Below are 15,749 nucleotides of genomic sequence, written 5' to 3' on the forward strand. Positions count from 1 at the left end.
TGACGGCTCATCACGACGCCGCCAACAGCAAGAAACCGGTCGACCGCACAAGACGGATCGGCCGGTTTCGCGCAACTTCGCCGGAGCGTCAGCTCTTGGCGTTCTTCTCGAGGAACTTGGTGGCGTCGCCGACGGTCAGGATCGTCTCGGCGGCGTCGTCCGGAATCTCGCAACCAAACTCTTCCTCGAAGGCCATGACGAGCTCGACCGTGTCGAGGCTGTCAGCACCGAGGTCGTCAATGAAGCTCGCGTTGTCGACCACTTTCTCGGGCTCGACACCAAGGTGTTCGACCACGATCTTCTTAACCCGCTCGCCAATCTCACTCATCGTTCAACCTCGTGCTTGTTCCTTTAAGACCCGACCCCCGGATGATCCGCATCACCCCGGCCGCTAAACTTCCTTCGCGATCGCGCAAAACCAGATTTGCCCCGCAGCGCCCCTTTACCGAAATTTGGCGGACGACTTGCGGTCCGAAAACTTCGGAAACGGGGCCACTCACAAACTCCAATCCACACTCTCCATGAGGCCGGTACGCCTCCGATCCAGAGCGCTCAAACAGGAACCCGGATCAGCAGCGCCAGCCGACGGAGGCCCGGCGAACGATGGCAGCTCGCCCCGCCAATATACAGGGTTTGGAAATCCTGCAATGGCGTTCTTCGTGCCCCCATCAGCTGCCCGGTTACCATACACGCGAATCGTTGACCACACGGCCCGGTATGCTGGTCGCGACGTCTTTTCGCCGCATTCCGAGCCGCGGCAGGGCCTAGATCATCGCCATGCCGCCGTTGACGTGGATGGTCTGGCCCGTGACATACGCCGCCTCGTTGGAGGCGAGGTACACCGCAGCTGCAGCAATGTCCTCTGGCGTGCCCAGCCGCGCCGCCGGCACCTTGGCGAGGATCGACTCGCGCTGCTTCTCGTTCAGAGCGTCGGTCATCGGTGTCTTGATGAAGCCCGGTGCGATGCAGTTGGCGGTCACGCCGCGCTTGGCGTACTCGGCGCCGAGCGTCTTGATCATGCCGATGATGCCGGCCTTGGACGCCGTGTAATTGCCCTGCCCCGGATTGCCGGTGACGCCGACGATCGAGGTGATCGCGATGATGCGGCCGAAGCGCTTGCGCATCATCAGCTTGGTGGCGGCACGCGAGAGGCGGAATGTCGCGGTCAGGTTGACCTTGATTACCTCGTCCCAATCCTCGTCGCGGAGCTGCACGAACAGGTTGTCGCGGGTGATGCCGGCGTTGGCGACGAGAATGTCGACCTGCCCCATCGCCTGCTCGGCGGCCGGCACCAGCGCCTCGACCTCGGCCGCGTCAGACAGATTGCAAGGCAGCACATGCACACGGCTGCCCAGCTCGCCCGCGAGGGTCTCGAGCACCTCGCGCCGGGTGCCGGAAACGGCCACGGTCGCTCCCTGGGAATGCAAGGCCTTGGCGATCGCATTGCCGATGCCGCCGGTCGCGCCGGTGACCAGGGCGGTCCTGCCACTCAGATCGAACATCAAACTCTCCTCAATGCCGCTATACGCGACGCTCTACGACGTTTTGACCGCGGCCAGCGCATCCTTGGCGGCCGCAATGTCCGCCGGTCCGCCGACGGCGACACCGACTGCACCATCCGCGATCCGCTTGACCAGGCTGCTGAGCACCTTGCCCGCGCCGATCTCCAGGAAGCGCGTCACGCCCTGGCTCGCCATGTAGGCGATCGATTCGCGCCAGCGCACCGTACCCGTGACCTGCTCGACCAGGCGACGGCGAATCTCGTCGGGATCACTGATCGGGGCCGCGAGCACGTTCGAGACCAGCGGCGAGGCCGGCGCCTTGATGGTGACCTTGGAGAGCGCCTCCGCCATGACGTCGGCCGCCGGCTGCATCAGCTTGCAGTGGAACGGCGCGGAGACCGGCAGCAGCATGGCGCGCTTGGCGCCCTTGGCGCGCGCGATCTCGACGGCGCGATCGACGGCGGCCTTGTTGCCGGACACCACCACCTGACCGCCGCCATTGTCGTTGGCGGCCTGGCAGACCTCGCCCTGAGCCGCCTCTTCGGCGACCGCCACGGCTGCCTCGTAATCCATCCCGAGCAGCGCGGCCATGGCGCCGACGCCTACCGGAACGGCCTTCTGCATCGCGAGACCGCGCGTCCGCAGCAGGCGGGCGGTGTCGGCGATGGTCAGGCTGCCCGCGGCCGCCAGTGCCGAATATTCGCCCAGCGAGTGACCCGCGACGAAGGCCGCGTCCCGCCCGACCGAGAACCCCGCCTCGGCCTCCAGCACCCGCAAGGTCGCCATCGACACCGCCATCAGGGCGGGCTGGGCATTTTCGGTCAGCTGCAGGGTCTCGGCCGGACCTTCCCAAATGATGGTCGTCAGCTTCTCGCCGAGGGCAGCGTCGACCTCCTCGAACACGGCGCGGGCCACCGGGAAGGCGTCCGCGAGCGCCTTGCCCATGCCGACGGCCTGGGACCCCTGCCCCGGAAAAGTGAATGCTGCCGTCATGGCCGCCCCCTGAACGTTCCAAAATCCCTGGAATTGAGTAACTTTGGCCGGAAAGACACTGGCAAAGGCCGGGATGTCAAGCGCGTGACGGGCGCATTTCGACCACTTTCCCTTGCCTTGGCGCCGAAAATCGGTATAAGGCCCGCCATCCGTGGATCCCGAGCCGGGAGCTGAACGGACGGTCCCAGCAAATTCACCTTGCTCAACCTTGGGGATGTACCCTCTCCAAGCTGTCCAGGCGATTTGATGTGGCAGGGCCAGTCGGCCCGTCGTCCCGTGTTCCCGCCTTCTGAGCTGACGTCTGCGAGTCCTTTCCACAAGGGCTCGAAGGGCTTGACGCCGGGATTTGCGCCAACTTGGAAAGGACAGCCATGCCGCTTTACGAGCATGTTTTCCTCGCGCGTCAGGACGCGAGCACCCAGCAGGTGGAAGAACTGACGGCTCAGATGACCGGTATCGTCGAGGGTCTCGGCGGTAAGGTCACGAAGACCGAGAATTGGGGCGTTCGCTCCCTCACCTACCGCATGAACAAGAATCGCAAGGCGCACTTCGTGCTGCTCAACATCGACGCGCCGTCCGCGGCGATCGCCGAGATCGAGCGCCAGGAGCGGATCAGCGAGGACGTGATCCGCTACCTCAGCGTCCGCGTCGAGGAGCTCGAGGAAGGCCCGTCGGCGATGATGCGCAAGGCCGATCGCGACCGTGAGCGCGACGACCGCGGCGGCGGCTTCCGTGGTGAGCGCGATGGCGGCGGCTTCCGTGGCGATCGCGGAGACCGTGGCGATCGTGGCCCGCGCCGGCCCCGTGACGAAGAAACGACGGACGAGGAGTAAGATCAATGGCTGAAGCCCCCGCACGTCGCCCGTTCTTCCGCCGCCGCAAGACCTGCCCGTTCTCCGGGCCGAACGCGCCGAAGATCGATTACAAGGACTCCAAGCTGCTGATGCGCTACGTGTCCGAGCGCGGCAAGATCGTGCCTAGCCGCATCACCGCCGTGTCCGCCAAGAAGCAGCGCGAGCTCGCGCGCGCCATCAAGCGTGCCCGCTTCCTCGGCCTGCTGCCCTACGTCATCCGCTGATTGCGGACCTCGGACCGGCGGCCCCGCGCCGCCGGCTCCTTCCGTTGAATTCTCATAAGGCTTCCGGGTCGTCCGGTCGCCGATGGTTGGGGCGAAGGCGCCTCTAACCGCTCGAAGGGAGCGGGACAGCTGATGATCGGAACGCTTCTCATCGCGCTCGCAGCAGGCGCTGCCTCCGCCGTCATGTTCGCCTCGACGGCGTCGGGCGTAATGACGGCGCTCGTGCTTGCGCTGCTCGCGCCCGTGCCGCTGCTGGTCGCCGCAATCGCCTGGGGCCGGCTTTGCGCTGTCATCGGCGGTCTTGTGGCAACCGCTTGCGTGCTGGCCATCTTCGGCTTCGATCGCGCGCTCGCCTTTGCCGTCTCGGTGACGCTGCCGGCCTGGTGGCTCGGCCACCTCGTCCTGCTCGGCCGGCCGACGACCAGCCCATCCGGCCAGGATGGCATCGAATGGTATCCGCCCGGCAACATCCTGCTGTGGATCGCGGTGATCGCCGCGCTGATTGCCGCATTCTCCTTCGGCACCGACATGACGGCCACCAATCAGGGTCTCAGGCGGCTGCTGTCACGCGTGCTCGGCAATACCGTCGCGTCGACCGACGCGGTCGACATTCCCCGGCTGATCGAGCTCCTGGTCTTCATGGCGCCGCCCATGGCCGCGGTGATCATGACCACGATCCTGTCGCTCAACGTCCTGGCGGCTGCAAAGATCACGGCGATCTCCGGCCGGCTGATGCGCCCATGGCCACGCCTGCGCGACACCAAGCTGCCGCTGATGACGCTGCCGGCGCTGTTTGCGATCATCGCCTTCTGCTTCCCGGGCGGGCTGATCGGTATGCTCGCGCGAATCGCCGCCGCAGCGCTGCTGACCGCCTATGCGCTCACCGGCTTCGCGGTCCTGCATACGCTGACCCTGCCGCTGCGCACCCGGCCGCTCTGGCTCGGCCTCGCCTACGCGCTGATGCTGACCTTCATCTGGCCGATCCCGATGCTGGCGATGATCGTCCTCGGCCTCGCCGACGCCGCCTTCGACCTCCGCCACCGCTTCGGCCCCCGGCAGCCGCCGCCGTTGCCGGTGCCGTAGAAGCTTCACCTCAACCAACCGCTTCGAACATCTTAAAGGAGAACATCGATGGAAGTCATTCTGCTGGAACGTGTCGCCAAGCTCGGCCAGATGGGCGAGATCGTGAAGGTCAAGGACGGGTTCGCCCGCAACTTCCTGCTCAAGCGCAAGAAGGCGCTGCGGGCCACCGCCGAGAACAAGGCCAAGTATGAGGGCATGAAGGCCGAGCTCGAGGCCAACAACATCAAGGCCAAGGGCGAGGCGTCCAAGGTCGCCGAGAAGATCGACGGCCGCGACATCGTCATCATCCGCCAGGCCTCCGAATCCGGCCAGCTGTTCGGCTCGGTCTCGGTGCGCGACATCGTCGCCGCCCTCGCCGCCGACGGCATCACCGTCAGCCGACCGCAGGTCTGGCTCGACGCCCCGATCAAGACGATCGGCAAGCAGACGATCACCATCGCGATCCATCCGGAGGTCGAGACCTCGGTGACCGTGACGGTCGCCCGCAGCGCCGACGAGGCCGAGCGCATCAAGCGCGGCGAGGACATCTCGACCCGCCAGGAGGACCGCGACGCCGCCGCCGAAGCGATCGCCGCCGCCGGCGAGTTCTTCGATCCGGAGGCCCAGGACGAGGGCGCTGCCGGCGAGCCTGCGCAGCAGTAAGCGCCGCGCTAGCCCATTTGCGGAAAAGCCCGGCTCAACGAGCCGGGCTTTTTCATTGCCGTCTCACCGCGAGGGCGAGGACGGAACCGAGGGATCCGACGGCACCGACTGGGTCGTGGCCGGCGCCGGCGTCACCGGCGGGACCGGATCGGCGCGCAGCGCCGGGGCGGCGTCGCTCGATCTTGCCGGCTCAACCCGCGGCGGCTCGGAGCCGGCGGCGCTGTCCTCGCGCGACGGCGACGGCTGGGTCGCACCGGTCGGCTCGCTGCGCGTCTCATCCGCGGCCGCGCCCTCCTGGGCCGGCTTCTTGCGCTTGCCGAGCCGGCCCTTCTTTGCGGGCGCACTGCCCTCGCCGTCGGCCGGTGCAGCCGCGGGCTCCGCTGCCGCATCGGGCTTGGCCTCGGCCGGCGCGGAGCGCCTGGAATGATGACCCCGACGGCGCGGCTCGGCCGCATCGTCAGCGGTGGCCGGCTTCGCCTCGGACGGCTCGGTGGTGGCCGACCGGGCGCGACGCTCGGACCGCGTCTCCTTGCCGGAATGGCCCGTGGATCGCGCATCAGCGGCGCCGTTCGCAATCAGGTAATTGGCGAGCACACCGGCCATCTCGGGGCTCGTCGTGTAATGCTGGCGCAGAAACCCGGGCAGCGAGCCGGCCGAGGTGTTCTTGGCCAGACCGCGCGGCGACTTGTGGCAGACCACGCAGGTCCCGTTGAAGATCTGCGCAGGACTCTTGCCCGCATCGAGATTTTCCTGCGCAACGGCGGCCCCCGCAAAGCCCATGCAGAACACCGCCACCACCGCCGCCAAATTGAGCGCTCGGCCCACCATTCTCATTCTCCAGCTATGGTTTCGCCCACACGGCGCCGCCCCGCGCGACATCCGCTGCCGTGTTTCCTCTCGCTATCAGCCGAACGTGACAGCGGACATTGCGGTCGCTCCACGCCGTCGACGGCGATCCCTTCAGACCTCGTCCGGCGGTCAGATGCCGGACACCGGCCAAAAGGCCGGCGGCCGCGGCCTTTTTAACGGATTGCGGAGCGAATGAAAGCGCACAGATGTTCCTGCGCCGAGATGTCCATCGATCAATGACAATGACCGTTCTGAATATCGGCTTTGTGTTCATGGCAGTGGCATCGGCGTGTGCCCGCTGGGTAACATAACAACGTGATGATTGGGAACCAATCGGTTCTCAACGCGTCGAGTGCGACGGCCGGGAAAGTCAGCAACTCACGGGAATAGCTCGTTGGGTGGTGTGGATGGACCGTTTGCTGCGAAGTCTGTTGAGTGGCTTCATTTGCCGTGGGTCGATCAGCTTTACGACGGCCAGCGGCACGTCGTTCAGCTGCGGGGATGGAACCGGTGTCCCCGTGGCGGCACGATTTCTGACTCGTGAAGCCGAGCGCCGGATTCTGGCCAATCCCGAGCTCGCGCTCGGCGAGGTCTATATGGACGGCTCGTTCGTCGTCGAACGAGGATCGATCGCGGATCTGCTGTCGATCGTGATGAGCCAGCCGGCCGCGGTGCCCGACTGGGCCAAGACGCAATGGTGGCTGCGCTACCTCGTCCGGCACCTGCACCAGCTCAACATCCGGGCACGCGCGCGCCGCAACGTCGCCCATCATTACGATCTCGACGGGCGGCTGTATTCGCTGTTCCTCGATGCCGACCGGCAATATTCCTGCGCCTATTTCGAGACGCCGGATGCGACGCTGGACGATGCCCAGCTCGCCAAGAAACGTCATCTGGCGGCCAAGCTGCTGATCCGCCGCCGCCATCGCATCCTCGACATCGGCTGCGGCTGGGGCGGGCTCGGACTCTACCTGGCTGAGATGTGTGATGCCGACGTCACCGGCGTGACCTTGTCGGCCGAGCAGTTGCAGGTCGCCGAGGCCCGCGCGGCCGAACGGCACCTGTCCCATGCCGCCCGCTTCCTGCTGCAGGATTACCGCGACGTGCCAGGTACGTTCGAGCGCATCGTCTCGGTCGGCATGTTCGAGCATGTCGGGGTCGCCTTCTACGACACCTTCTTTCGCCGCTGCGCCGAGCTGCTCGCGGACGACGGCGTCATGCTGCTGCATTCGATCGGACGCTCCGAGGGCCCTGATGCGACCAACCCCTGGATCGCCAAATACATCTTCCCCGGCGGCTACGTCCCAGCCCTCTCGGAGGTTCTGCCGGCGATCGAGCGCGCCGGGCTCCTCGTCTGCGACATCGAGATCCTGCGCCTGCACTACGCGGAGACCCTGAAGGCGTGGCGCGAACGCTTCATGGCCCGGCGCGACGAAGCCGTGCAGCTCTATGACGAGCGCTTCGCGCGGATGTGGGAGTTCTACCTGGCGGCCGCGGAAATGGGGTTCCGCAAGCAGAACCTGATGAATGTCCAGATCCAGCTGACGAAGCGCCAGGGCGTCGTGCCGATGACGCGTGACTACGTCCACCGCGAGGAGACGCGGCTGCAGGCGCGCGAGCGCGGCAGCCGCCCGGCGCTGCAGATGGCGGGTGAGTAGCGCGCGCGGCCCGCGACGAAGGCGGAAGGCGGCGTCAGTGCAATGGTCCTGCAGAGACGGACGCCCGGATTCGCGCGGCCGCGCCGCGGGCCCGACTTCAACCTTGAGATGCGTAGATAACGGATCGCGTCCCAAGCGTGAGATCATGCCCATCCGACTCAAATTTTCAAACAAATCGTGCGGTCTGTGAACTGGCTCACAGACCCCGGGTAAGCCCGGCCGTAGTGTCCCGGCGTGTCCCAGAGCCCCGCCAGAGCCATGTTGGAACCCCAGACCGACTTCAGCACCGACTACGCGCTGATCGCCGCGGGCGTAGGGGCATCCCTGATCGCCCTCCTCTATCTGCTGCTGGTCTGACGCCGGGCGCGGATCCACGCGCGGCCCTCGCACGCCCTGCCGTACCGACTCTCGTTCCCGCCTCGCGGACATGTCGAACGATCGCGCCGGTTGAGTGCACCGGCATGTCGCTCGCGCTCGCGCGGCCTTGAGTCCTGTCGGTTCCGTCAAGCGCGGCATCTGGCGAGTCCGGATTCATCCACCAGATTTACCAGACGGTGAATTGCGCTCAGCTTTCGCTTCCGCTTCGCGCGCGACTGGCGCTTTATCCCCTCCCCTTCAAAGCTGCTAAACACGCGGTCATGGCACTCACCGATTCGAACGTTCACAAGCTGGCGCCGGCTGACGCAGCAACGCCGGCCTATCGCAGCGCTCCTCACAACATCGAGGCGGAACAGGGTCTGCTCGGCGCGATCCTGGTCAACAACGACGCGTTCTATCGCGTCTCGGACTTCCTCGAGCCGAAGCATTTCTTCGAGCCGCTGCATCAGACCGTGTTCGAGACCGCGTCGAGCCTGATCCGGATGGGCAAGGTCGCGACTCCCGTGACCTTGAAGACGTTCCTGCCGGCCGACGTCGACATCGGCGGCATGACCGTCGGGCAATATCTGGCGCGGCTCGCGGCCGAGGCGACCACGATCATCAACGCCCAGGACTACGGCCGCACCATCTACGACCTCTCCTTGCGCCGCGACCTGATCGGCATCGGCGAGGACATGGTCAACGTCGCCTATGACGCGCCGGTCGACTTCGCGCCGCGCAACCAGATCGAGGACGCCGAGCGAAGGCTGTACGAGCTCGCCGAGTCCGGCCGCTATGACGGTGGCTTCCAGAAATTCTCGCAGGCGCTGACGACCGCGCTCGACATGGCCGCCAAGGCGTTTCAGCGCGACGGCAAGCTGTCCGGCATCTCCACCGGCCTGCGCGATCTCGACGCCAAGATGGGCGGCCTGCAGCATTCGGACTTGATCATCCTCGCCGGCCGTCCCGGCATGGGCAAGACCTCGCTCGCGACCAACATCGCCTATAACGTCGCCCAGGCCTATGTTCCCGAATTGCAGCCCGACGGCACCTATCGCGCCGCCCAGGGCGGCGTCGTCGGGTTCTTCTCGTGCGAAATGAGCGGCGAGCAGCTCGCCACCCGTATCATCGCCGAGCGCTCCGGCATTCCCTCGAGCCACATCCGCCGCGGCGGCATTACCGAGGCCGATTTCGAGAAGCTGCGCGAGTGCTCGATCGAGCTGCAGTCGCTGCCGTTCTATGTCGACGAAACCGGCGGCATCTCGATCGCGCAGGTGATGGCGCGCGCCCGCCGCCTCAAGCGCCAGAAGGGCCTCGACCTCCTGGTGATCGACTACATCCAGCTGCTGTCGGGCTCGGGCAAGCGCGGCAACGACAACCGCGTCCAGGAAATCACCGAGATCACCACCAGCCTGAAGGCGCTGGCCAAGGAGCTCAGCGTTCCCATCATCGCGCTGTCGCAGCTGTCGCGCCAAGTCGAGAACCGCGAGGACAAGCGGCCGCAACTGTCGGACCTGCGTGAATCCGGCTCGATCGAGCAGGACGCCGACGTGGTGCTGTTTGTGTATCGCGGCGAGTACTACCTCGCCGCCAAGGAGCCGCGCCCCGGCACCGAGGAGCACCAGAAGTGGCAGATGGAAATGGATCTGGCGCTCGGCAAGGCCGAGGTGATCATCGGCAAGCAGCGTCACGGCCCGACCGGCACGGTCGAGCTGCACTTCGACGCCTCGGTCACCCGGTTCGGCGATCTCGCGCATGACGGTCTGCCGCCGCAGCATCACGACTATTGACCTGACGCGGTTGAACCGTGACGCCGTGGCGCGTAAAAGCGCCCCATGAGTGTTCCCGAACAGAAACCCGCCGAACAGCCTGTCTCGGCGGTCGATGACGCTGTCCCGGCCAGCGCCACCGGCGTGCTGACCATCGATCTCGACGCGCTCGCCGCCAATTGGCGCAAGCTGGAAAAGACCGCGGTGCCGGCCGAATGCGCCGGCGTGATCAAGGCCGACGCCTATGGCTGCGGCATTCCCCAGGTGGCGCGCACGCTCGCCGCCGCCGGCTGCAAGACCTTCTTCGTCGCCACGCTCGCCGAGGCCAGGGTCGCCCGCGCCGCCCTGCCCGACTCGGCCGCGCTCTACGTGCTCGACGGCTTCTTCCAGAACACCGGCGACGACTACGCCGCGATCAACTGCCGCCCTGTCATCGGCGATCTCAACGAGCTCGCCGAATGGGACATGTTCTGCCGCCGCACCGGCTGGAAGGGTGGCGCGGCCATCCATGTCGACACCGGCATGAACCGGCTCGGCCTCAGCCTGATCGATGCGCAGAGCATGATCCCGCGCATCCAGAGCGGCGACCATGGCATCACCTTGGTGATGAGCCATCTCGCCTCCGCCGAGCAGATCAACAGCCCGTCGAACGCGCGCCAGCTCGCGGCGTTCCGCGAGGTCGCCGGCGTCTTCACCGGCGTGCCCGCCGCGCTTGCCGCCTCCTCCGGCATCTTCCTCGGCGCCTCTTTCCAGTTCGACATGGTGCGCCCCGGCGCGGCACTCTATGGCGTCAACCCGACGCCGGAGGCCGACAACCCGATGCAGCCGGTCGCCGAGATCAAGGCCCGCATCGTGCAGCTGCGCGACCTCGCGCGCGGCGACACGGTCGGCTATGGCGGCACCTGGAGCGCGCGCCGGCCGACCAGGCTGGCGATCCTCTCCGCCGGCTACGCCGACGGCTACTTCCGCGCCGCCTCGTCCAATGACGGCACCCGCGGCGCCGACGTCATCATTGCCGGCCAGCGCTGCCCGATCGCAGGGCGCATCTCGATGGATTTGATCGCGGTCGATGTCACCGACCTGCCGCCGAAGGCCGCCCGCCGCGGCCACTTCGCCACTTTGCTCGGCGAAGGCATCACCGTCGACGAGCTGGCGCATCATTTCGGCACCATCGGCTACGAGGTCCTGACCAATCTCGGCCGGCGCTATCACCGGATCTACAAGGGCGGCGCGACGCCCGCGGAGAGCTGATCGTCCGTCAACGCCCGCTGCCGTAGCCCGGATGAGCGCAGCGACATCCGGGGTCCCACGCGCCATCTCGGTGAACCCGGATATCGCTGCGCTCATCCGGGCTACGAGATCGGCGCTGCACTGGCAATGACGGTGTCCACACATGCGCCTTCGTTCTCGCGGCCCATAACGCCCGAGGCTTGCATCTCGTTTTCACCCTCTTCAACGAGGGCGCAGGGAATGCCGGGTGAAGGCCTCACCCATGGCCCGCCTGCAGAAAAAAAGCAGGCGGCAGTCACCACAGGTTCAGCCGGTCAACCGGCATTCCCCGCGCGATGGCTTTACGCCTTATGCGTACTCTCCCCGGGGATCGGCTGTCTTGCCCCCGTGACCGGCGGATCATCACCGCCAGCGTAGCATCAGCGTCGAGATGCCAGGACCATACGTCTTCGACGTGCGTCCAGTGCCGTTCGTCCGCACGACGTCAAGCCATGCTGCGACCCGAAGCGCCCACCACATCCCACCCCGCGTGTCATGACGATCGCGATACGCCCCTCGTGCCGAGGCGGGACGGAGAGAGAGAACCATATTTTTCCGATAAACGGAAGTTAAATATTTTTCGCCGAAGGACTGGACAGGGTGAGTCGCGCTGAAATTACTGGGAAATTTTTCCGCAAAGTGCAAAAAGTCCGCAGAATTAGGCCCCAGCGATTAGAGCCGTCGTCGCGGACAATAGGAGCGGCATGGTATCCGCACCAGCTACGCCAGCCCTCTGCTTACGTGCAAATCCAGTGATCAAACGCGGGTCGGAGCGTAATCGTCGGCCATGACGAGAGCCAGTGCTAATGCCCCGTGCCCAACCCCGCCGCCCGCCATGAGCGGAACGTAGTCCGATATCTTGGACCGACAACTGCCCGCGCCGCCCCCTTCTTCTGCTTAGAAGCCGTCTGTTCGAGAATATTTGGTTCGACCGGAGCGAACTGCAGAGGCTGCATCGAGAACAATCCCGGCTCAGAAGAACCGTAAGCCTGCAGTTGGCGCTCGCGCCGCCGCGATTGGCTTCTCAGACCAGCAACATCGCGTGCGCCTGCCGCTGGAGCGACGTGCCACGCACCCATTGAAGCGACCTGGTCGAGAGGCGACGGCGGCGGAAGCATTTGATAGTCAGGGCTCGGGTCGCAGGTCGTGTGAGCACTTCTGGGCAGAGGCGGATAGCTGGACTGCCGTTCGTCCGTCCACTCCACAAGCTTGGAAGCCAGCGGCACTATGCCGTGCTCCTCGTAGGCATTGTATGCCCCAGGATTGACCCACCGCACGACCCTCTGAAACGTGGTCTTGGGTGCACCTGCCCTGAAGGCGTTGATCTGAACCGTTCTAACCAAGGGATCGCACTCGAACGCGGGAGTTTGCTGCTGACCACGGATGACCGCGTATTTTGAAAGAACTTCACCTTCCTGATAGACGCGGTCGATGGTCAATTTTTGCCGATTTGTATTCCACGTCTGATCATTGATCAGATCCGGCGCCGTCACAGGGGACGAATTGAACGTGAAGACCTTCTTGATTCGGCCCGCCTTCGTTGCAAGAGCTGCGAACTCTGCGAGCCCGCCGCCGAGCGAATGTCCAACTGAAACAATCTGAGCGTTTCCGTTTGCCCTCTTGTAGCAGGGCATACCCTTGATTTTCTCTATCAGATTATCAAGTCGCCGCGCCAACTGATCGTATTCGTCATCGATATGCGCGTAACGAGAGAAGCGATGGGCGTTCGAACTCCAGGACGCCAAGAACAAGGCGACCGACGAATTGACTGTGCCCCGAAATGCAATGCTAACCTCTGAACATCCACGATTGGCGAGGTGACGAGCCCAGACCTGATAATAAAGTCCATCCGTCGAAAACAACGTCCAGCGCTGGGGGCGGTCGTCCACACAATTTTCGTCGCCCGGTATCGTACATTTGACCAAGCCTAGACTGTCAAACTGATACTCCCACTGTCTGAACACTCTCTTCGCTTTGCGAACATTCTGCTCGTCCCCAAAATTATCCGGTCCCTCCTTGATCTGATGATCGGAGACGTACGAGAGCGCGGCTTGGATGGCGTATGGCGCATAATATCCAGCAAATTTGATTGCCGATTGCTTGGCCGCCTGACACTCGAATGGCCGACCCAGGTCGAATGCGCCTACCTTGAAGAAGGCGTCTCCTATGTCGCTTGCCCTTAAAGCTTGGCAGTCCTGCTCTTGCGCAAAAACGTTCTGAATTGAAAAGGATAGTATGAGTAGAGCAAACGCAATAATGCCCCTGCCCCATAAAATGAAGCATTTTCGCATCGTAGATGCCTCCAATACCCTGGCGTGTATTAGATCATGCTTGCGACCGCGTGGCAACGCCATCCCCAGGACTTGGAAGGTCCCCATCGGCTAAGACTTGCTGGACGATGCTCCAGTGCCATCTGTAGCCGCCTTGCGGCGATGCAAAACAATTCGAGATGCCAACATGCCGACGACGTAAATCACGAACATGCCACCAGCGATCGGAGCGCCAATCCCGATCGGACCCGGCGGCGATTTGACGAGACTGGCAATGAACGGCTGATCCGATACAACGACGACATCTCTTGCCGTATTAGTTACCTTACCGCCAAACACGTAACAAGAGCCGCCGTTTGCCTCGCACCTTTGGTTCGCAACATAAGCTAACGCCAAGTTAGGCGCCAAATACGGTAGCCCAGCAAACATCATGGTCAACAAGGAAATGAGGATGACGCGGCTTGCCATTTGAGACCAGCCCCTATTGACGACGTAATAGCACACTGCGAGCCAGACAGCCGCAAATCCGATTCCGAAGGCCACGCTGACAAGCAGACCCGCCTGCAGCGCAGCATCCAGGATGCTGCTGATTTGCCAACCTGCGACCTGACACGCCGCCTCATTCGAATCGTCAAGTCTACAGCCGACCGACCTTCCTAGAACGGTTGCCGCATAGACCACTATCTCGGGCACAAACGGCATGATCAGAAGTGGCAGCAGCAAAATTCGCCACCCTCGCCGACCTGTACGAAGCCTTGCTTGTTGATTCATCGCACGAGCCCGCTCTTCGAGTTTTTCATGTGTATCGTAGCGCTGAACTCGCATGGTTGCGAACAGCGCGCATCCATGTCCTGCAACGGTGACTACGCGACGTCTATAGACTTTTTCACAATCAGCATAGCACGTCTAATCTTCAAGAAGTCCTGAAGGTATGCAAGCGGGGATGAGCGCTGCGAATTCGGGGGGCCGCGCTCATGCGGGCCGCCCCGTGAAAATGCGCCAGCAGCTTAGGAACGATCGCGCCGAGAGGCGCGCGGCGAAGCGATCCGTACGTTGACTATGCTGATCGGCACGATGGTGACGGCGCGCGCTCGGCCCTCGGCCGCTGCAGGACGAGATCGTCGCGGCCGCACAGGGCAAGCTCGCGGCCGATTGAGGGGCAACCCTCCCCGCTGGCCTGTCATTTGCGACCTATTTCTGGAGAATTCGGCGACAGTGCATAGAACTCCCCAGCGACCGAGGGGCCGGCGCCCCGCCCGAGGCTACGACGGAAAGCACTTGCCGAACGCCGCCATCAGGCGGACCGGGCCTTTCAGCCGCAGCGAGCGGGTGAGGATCAGGCGCGCCACCCGCTCCAGGCAATCCTTCAACTCCGAGAGCTCGGCTTGAAGTAGTCCGGCTGGCCGATGTCGGCGATCAGGCCGATGCCCTCGGGCGTCCAGCCCAGGCGCTGCTGTGTCAGGGCGCTGGAGGCCGGCATGTCCAGGCCCGCGAACATCGCCAGCGGCCCGTAGTAGTCACCAGCCTCCTCCTTTCTGATCGAGACGACCGGCACGTTCAGCGCGCGGCCGACCGCCTCGATGACCTCGCGCATGGGGACGCCCTCCTCGCCGACGGCGTGGTAGATCGCGTCGGCCACGCCCTTCTCCAGGGCGAGCCGGTAGAGGCGGACGACATCCGATCGATGCGCCGCGGCCCAGCGCTCGGCGCCCGCGCCGACATAGGCGGCGCGGCCCTTCTGCCGTGCGAGCTCGACCAGATAGGAGATCAGCCCGGCTTTTCCCGGCGCGCCGTGCACCTGCGGCAGGCGGATCACCATCGCGCGCACGCCGCGCGACGCATAGGCGAGACCCGTCTGCTCGGACACGCGCGGGACATGCGCTGACGACTCGCGTCGCATGTCTTCGGTGACCACCACATTGGCCGCCACGAGCCCCGTTCCGGAGGTGACGATGAACGGCTTGTTCGAGCCCACCAGCACCTCGCCCATGGCTTCGATGGCGGCCTTGTCGATCGCTCCGTTCTCCGCGAACTTCGCGAAGTCATGGATGAAGGCCAGATGGATCACGCCGTCGGCGTCCTTCGCGCCGCGCTTGAGGCTGTCGAGGTCCTGCAGCGATCCGCGATGAACCTGCGCGCCCAGTTGCTCGAGCGTGCGGACGTTCTCTTCGGAGCGCGCGAGGCCGATGACCTGATGCCCGGCAGCGATCAGCTCTTTGGTGGTTTCGGAGCCGATGAAGCCGGCGGCGCCGGTGACGAAGACGCGCATGAGACACACT

The 15,749-nt window shown here is 64.7% G+C and carries 14 protein-coding genes; 7 read left to right on the forward strand and 7 right to left on the reverse strand.

Features of this window, described 5'->3' with window-relative positions:
- Positions 1-88: 88 nt before the first annotated feature.
- The 3 genes from ACQR10_RS06955 to fabD all read right to left on the reverse strand — a co-directional run bounded on the left by ACQR10_RS06955 (position 89) and on the right by fabD (position 2,495).
- Positions 89-328 carry an acyl carrier protein gene (locus ACQR10_RS06955; protein ID WP_006610957.1) on the reverse strand — a complete coding sequence of 80 codons (240 nt, stop codon included), beginning with the start codon at positions 326-328 and terminating at the stop codon, positions 89-91.
- Between the two features lie 436 nt (positions 329-764).
- Positions 765-1,502 carry a 3-oxoacyl-[acyl-carrier-protein] reductase gene (gene fabG, locus ACQR10_RS06960; protein WP_315800300.1) on the reverse strand — a complete coding sequence of 246 codons (738 nt, stop codon included), beginning with the start codon at positions 1,500-1,502 and terminating at the stop codon, positions 765-767.
- Between the two features lie 33 nt (positions 1,503-1,535).
- Entirely contained in the window at positions 1,536-2,495 is a 960-nt protein-coding gene (gene fabD, locus ACQR10_RS06965) for an ACP S-malonyltransferase (protein WP_316215639.1), read from the reverse strand.
- A 371-nt stretch (positions 2,496-2,866) separates the two neighbouring features.
- Between fabD and rpsF the strand changes: the two genes are divergently transcribed.
- The 4 genes from rpsF (at position 2,867) to rplI (ending at position 5,298) form a co-directional block, all read left to right on the forward strand.
- Entirely contained in the window at positions 2,867-3,328 is a 462-nt protein-coding gene (gene rpsF, locus ACQR10_RS06970; RefSeq protein WP_315800302.1) for a 30S ribosomal protein S6, read from the forward strand.
- Between the two features lie 5 nt (positions 3,329-3,333).
- A complete protein-coding gene (gene rpsR, locus ACQR10_RS06975; RefSeq protein ID WP_008963441.1) occupies positions 3,334-3,573 on the forward strand; it encodes a 30S ribosomal protein S18 in 240 nt (79 codons plus the stop codon).
- Positions 3,574-3,705: 132 nt separating this feature from the next.
- Positions 3,706-4,656 (forward strand): hypothetical protein, encoded by a 951-nt coding sequence (locus ACQR10_RS06980; RefSeq protein ID WP_316215638.1) that lies wholly within the window; start codon positions 3,706-3,708, stop codon positions 4,654-4,656.
- A gap of 48 nt (positions 4,657-4,704) precedes the next feature.
- Positions 4,705-5,298 carry a 50S ribosomal protein L9 gene (gene rplI / locus ACQR10_RS06985; protein WP_315800304.1) on the forward strand — a complete coding sequence of 198 codons (594 nt, stop codon included), beginning with the start codon at positions 4,705-4,707 and terminating at the stop codon, positions 5,296-5,298.
- A 63-nt stretch (positions 5,299-5,361) separates the two neighbouring features.
- Here the strand turns inward: rplI and ACQR10_RS06990 are convergent, their stop codons facing one another.
- Positions 5,362-6,126 (reverse strand): hypothetical protein, encoded by a 765-nt coding sequence (locus ACQR10_RS06990; RefSeq protein WP_316180925.1) that lies wholly within the window; start codon positions 6,124-6,126, stop codon positions 5,362-5,364.
- A gap of 428 nt (positions 6,127-6,554) precedes the next feature.
- Here ACQR10_RS06990 and ACQR10_RS06995 point away from each other — a divergent pair, with 428 nt between their 5' ends.
- From ACQR10_RS06995 to alr, 3 genes are all read left to right on the forward strand, one after another.
- Positions 6,555-7,805, forward strand: a complete 1,251-nt coding sequence (locus ACQR10_RS06995) for a cyclopropane-fatty-acyl-phospholipid synthase family protein (protein WP_316215637.1) — start codon at positions 6,555-6,557, stop codon at positions 7,803-7,805.
- Positions 7,806-8,443: 638 nt separating this feature from the next.
- Complete coding sequence (locus tag ACQR10_RS07000; protein WP_315755750.1) at positions 8,444-9,952, forward strand: replicative DNA helicase; 1,509 nt, start codon at positions 8,444-8,446, stop codon at positions 9,950-9,952.
- Positions 9,953-9,997: 45 nt separating this feature from the next.
- Positions 9,998-11,182, forward strand: coding sequence for an alanine racemase (alr, locus tag ACQR10_RS07005; RefSeq protein ID WP_316215636.1), 1,185 nt, complete (start codon positions 9,998-10,000; stop codon positions 11,180-11,182).
- Positions 11,183-12,003: 821 nt separating this feature from the next.
- Here the strand turns inward: alr and ACQR10_RS07010 are convergent.
- From ACQR10_RS07010 to ACQR10_RS07020, 3 genes are all read right to left on the reverse strand, one after another.
- Positions 12,004-13,491 carry a lipase family protein gene (locus tag ACQR10_RS07010; protein ID WP_316215635.1) on the reverse strand — a complete coding sequence of 496 codons (1,488 nt, stop codon included), beginning with the start codon at positions 13,489-13,491 and terminating at the stop codon, positions 12,004-12,006.
- Between the two features lie 90 nt (positions 13,492-13,581).
- Entirely contained in the window at positions 13,582-14,295 is a 714-nt protein-coding gene (locus tag ACQR10_RS07015; RefSeq protein WP_316215634.1) for a hypothetical protein, read from the reverse strand.
- Between the two features lie 541 nt (positions 14,296-14,836).
- The gene (locus tag ACQR10_RS07020) at positions 14,837-15,739 is read right to left on the reverse strand and encodes an SDR family oxidoreductase (protein WP_316215633.1); all 903 of its coding nucleotides are present in this window, start codon (positions 15,737-15,739) and stop codon (positions 14,837-14,839) included.
- Between the last annotated feature and the right edge of the window lie 10 nt (positions 15,740-15,749).

The organism is Bradyrhizobium sp. HKCCYLRH2060, assembly GCF_051168135.1.
In the GTDB taxonomy this organism is placed as follows: domain Bacteria; phylum Pseudomonadota; class Alphaproteobacteria; order Rhizobiales; family Xanthobacteraceae; genus Bradyrhizobium.

Coding starts and splice junctions, on each gene's coding strand:
- rpsR (WP_008963441.1), top strand. CDS start 3,334: ATGGCTGAAGCCCCCGCACGTCGCCCGTTCTTCCGCCGCCGCAAGACC.
- ACQR10_RS07010 (WP_316215635.1), bottom strand. CDS start 13,491: ATGCGAAAATGCTTCATTTTATGGGGCAGGGGCATTATTGCGTTTGCT.
- rplI (WP_315800304.1), top strand. CDS start 4,705: ATGGAAGTCATTCTGCTGGAACGTGTCGCCAAGCTCGGCCAGATGGGC.
- ACQR10_RS07000 (WP_315755750.1), top strand. CDS start 8,444: ATGGCACTCACCGATTCGAACGTTCACAAGCTGGCGCCGGCTGACGCA.
- ACQR10_RS06990 (WP_316180925.1), bottom strand. CDS start 6,126: ATGGTGGGCCGAGCGCTCAATTTGGCGGCGGTGGTGGCGGTGTTCTGC.
- fabD (WP_316215639.1), bottom strand. CDS start 2,495: ATGACGGCAGCATTCACTTTTCCGGGGCAGGGGTCCCAGGCCGTCGGC.
- fabG (WP_315800300.1), bottom strand. CDS start 1,502: ATGTTCGATCTGAGTGGCAGGACCGCCCTGGTCACCGGCGCGACCGGC.
- ACQR10_RS06995 (WP_316215637.1), top strand. CDS start 6,555: ATGGACCGTTTGCTGCGAAGTCTGTTGAGTGGCTTCATTTGCCGTGGG.
- ACQR10_RS07020 (WP_316215633.1), bottom strand. CDS start 15,739: ATGCGCGTCTTCGTCACCGGCGCCGCCGGCTTCATCGGCTCCGAAACC.
- alr (WP_316215636.1), top strand. CDS start 9,998: ATGAGTGTTCCCGAACAGAAACCCGCCGAACAGCCTGTCTCGGCGGTC.
- ACQR10_RS06980 (WP_316215638.1), top strand. CDS start 3,706: ATGATCGGAACGCTTCTCATCGCGCTCGCAGCAGGCGCTGCCTCCGCC.
- ACQR10_RS07015 (WP_316215634.1), bottom strand. CDS start 14,295: ATGCGAGTTCAGCGCTACGATACACATGAAAAACTCGAAGAGCGGGCT.
- rpsF (WP_315800302.1), top strand. CDS start 2,867: ATGCCGCTTTACGAGCATGTTTTCCTCGCGCGTCAGGACGCGAGCACC.
- ACQR10_RS06955 (WP_006610957.1), bottom strand. CDS start 328: ATGAGTGAGATTGGCGAGCGGGTTAAGAAGATCGTGGTCGAACACCTT.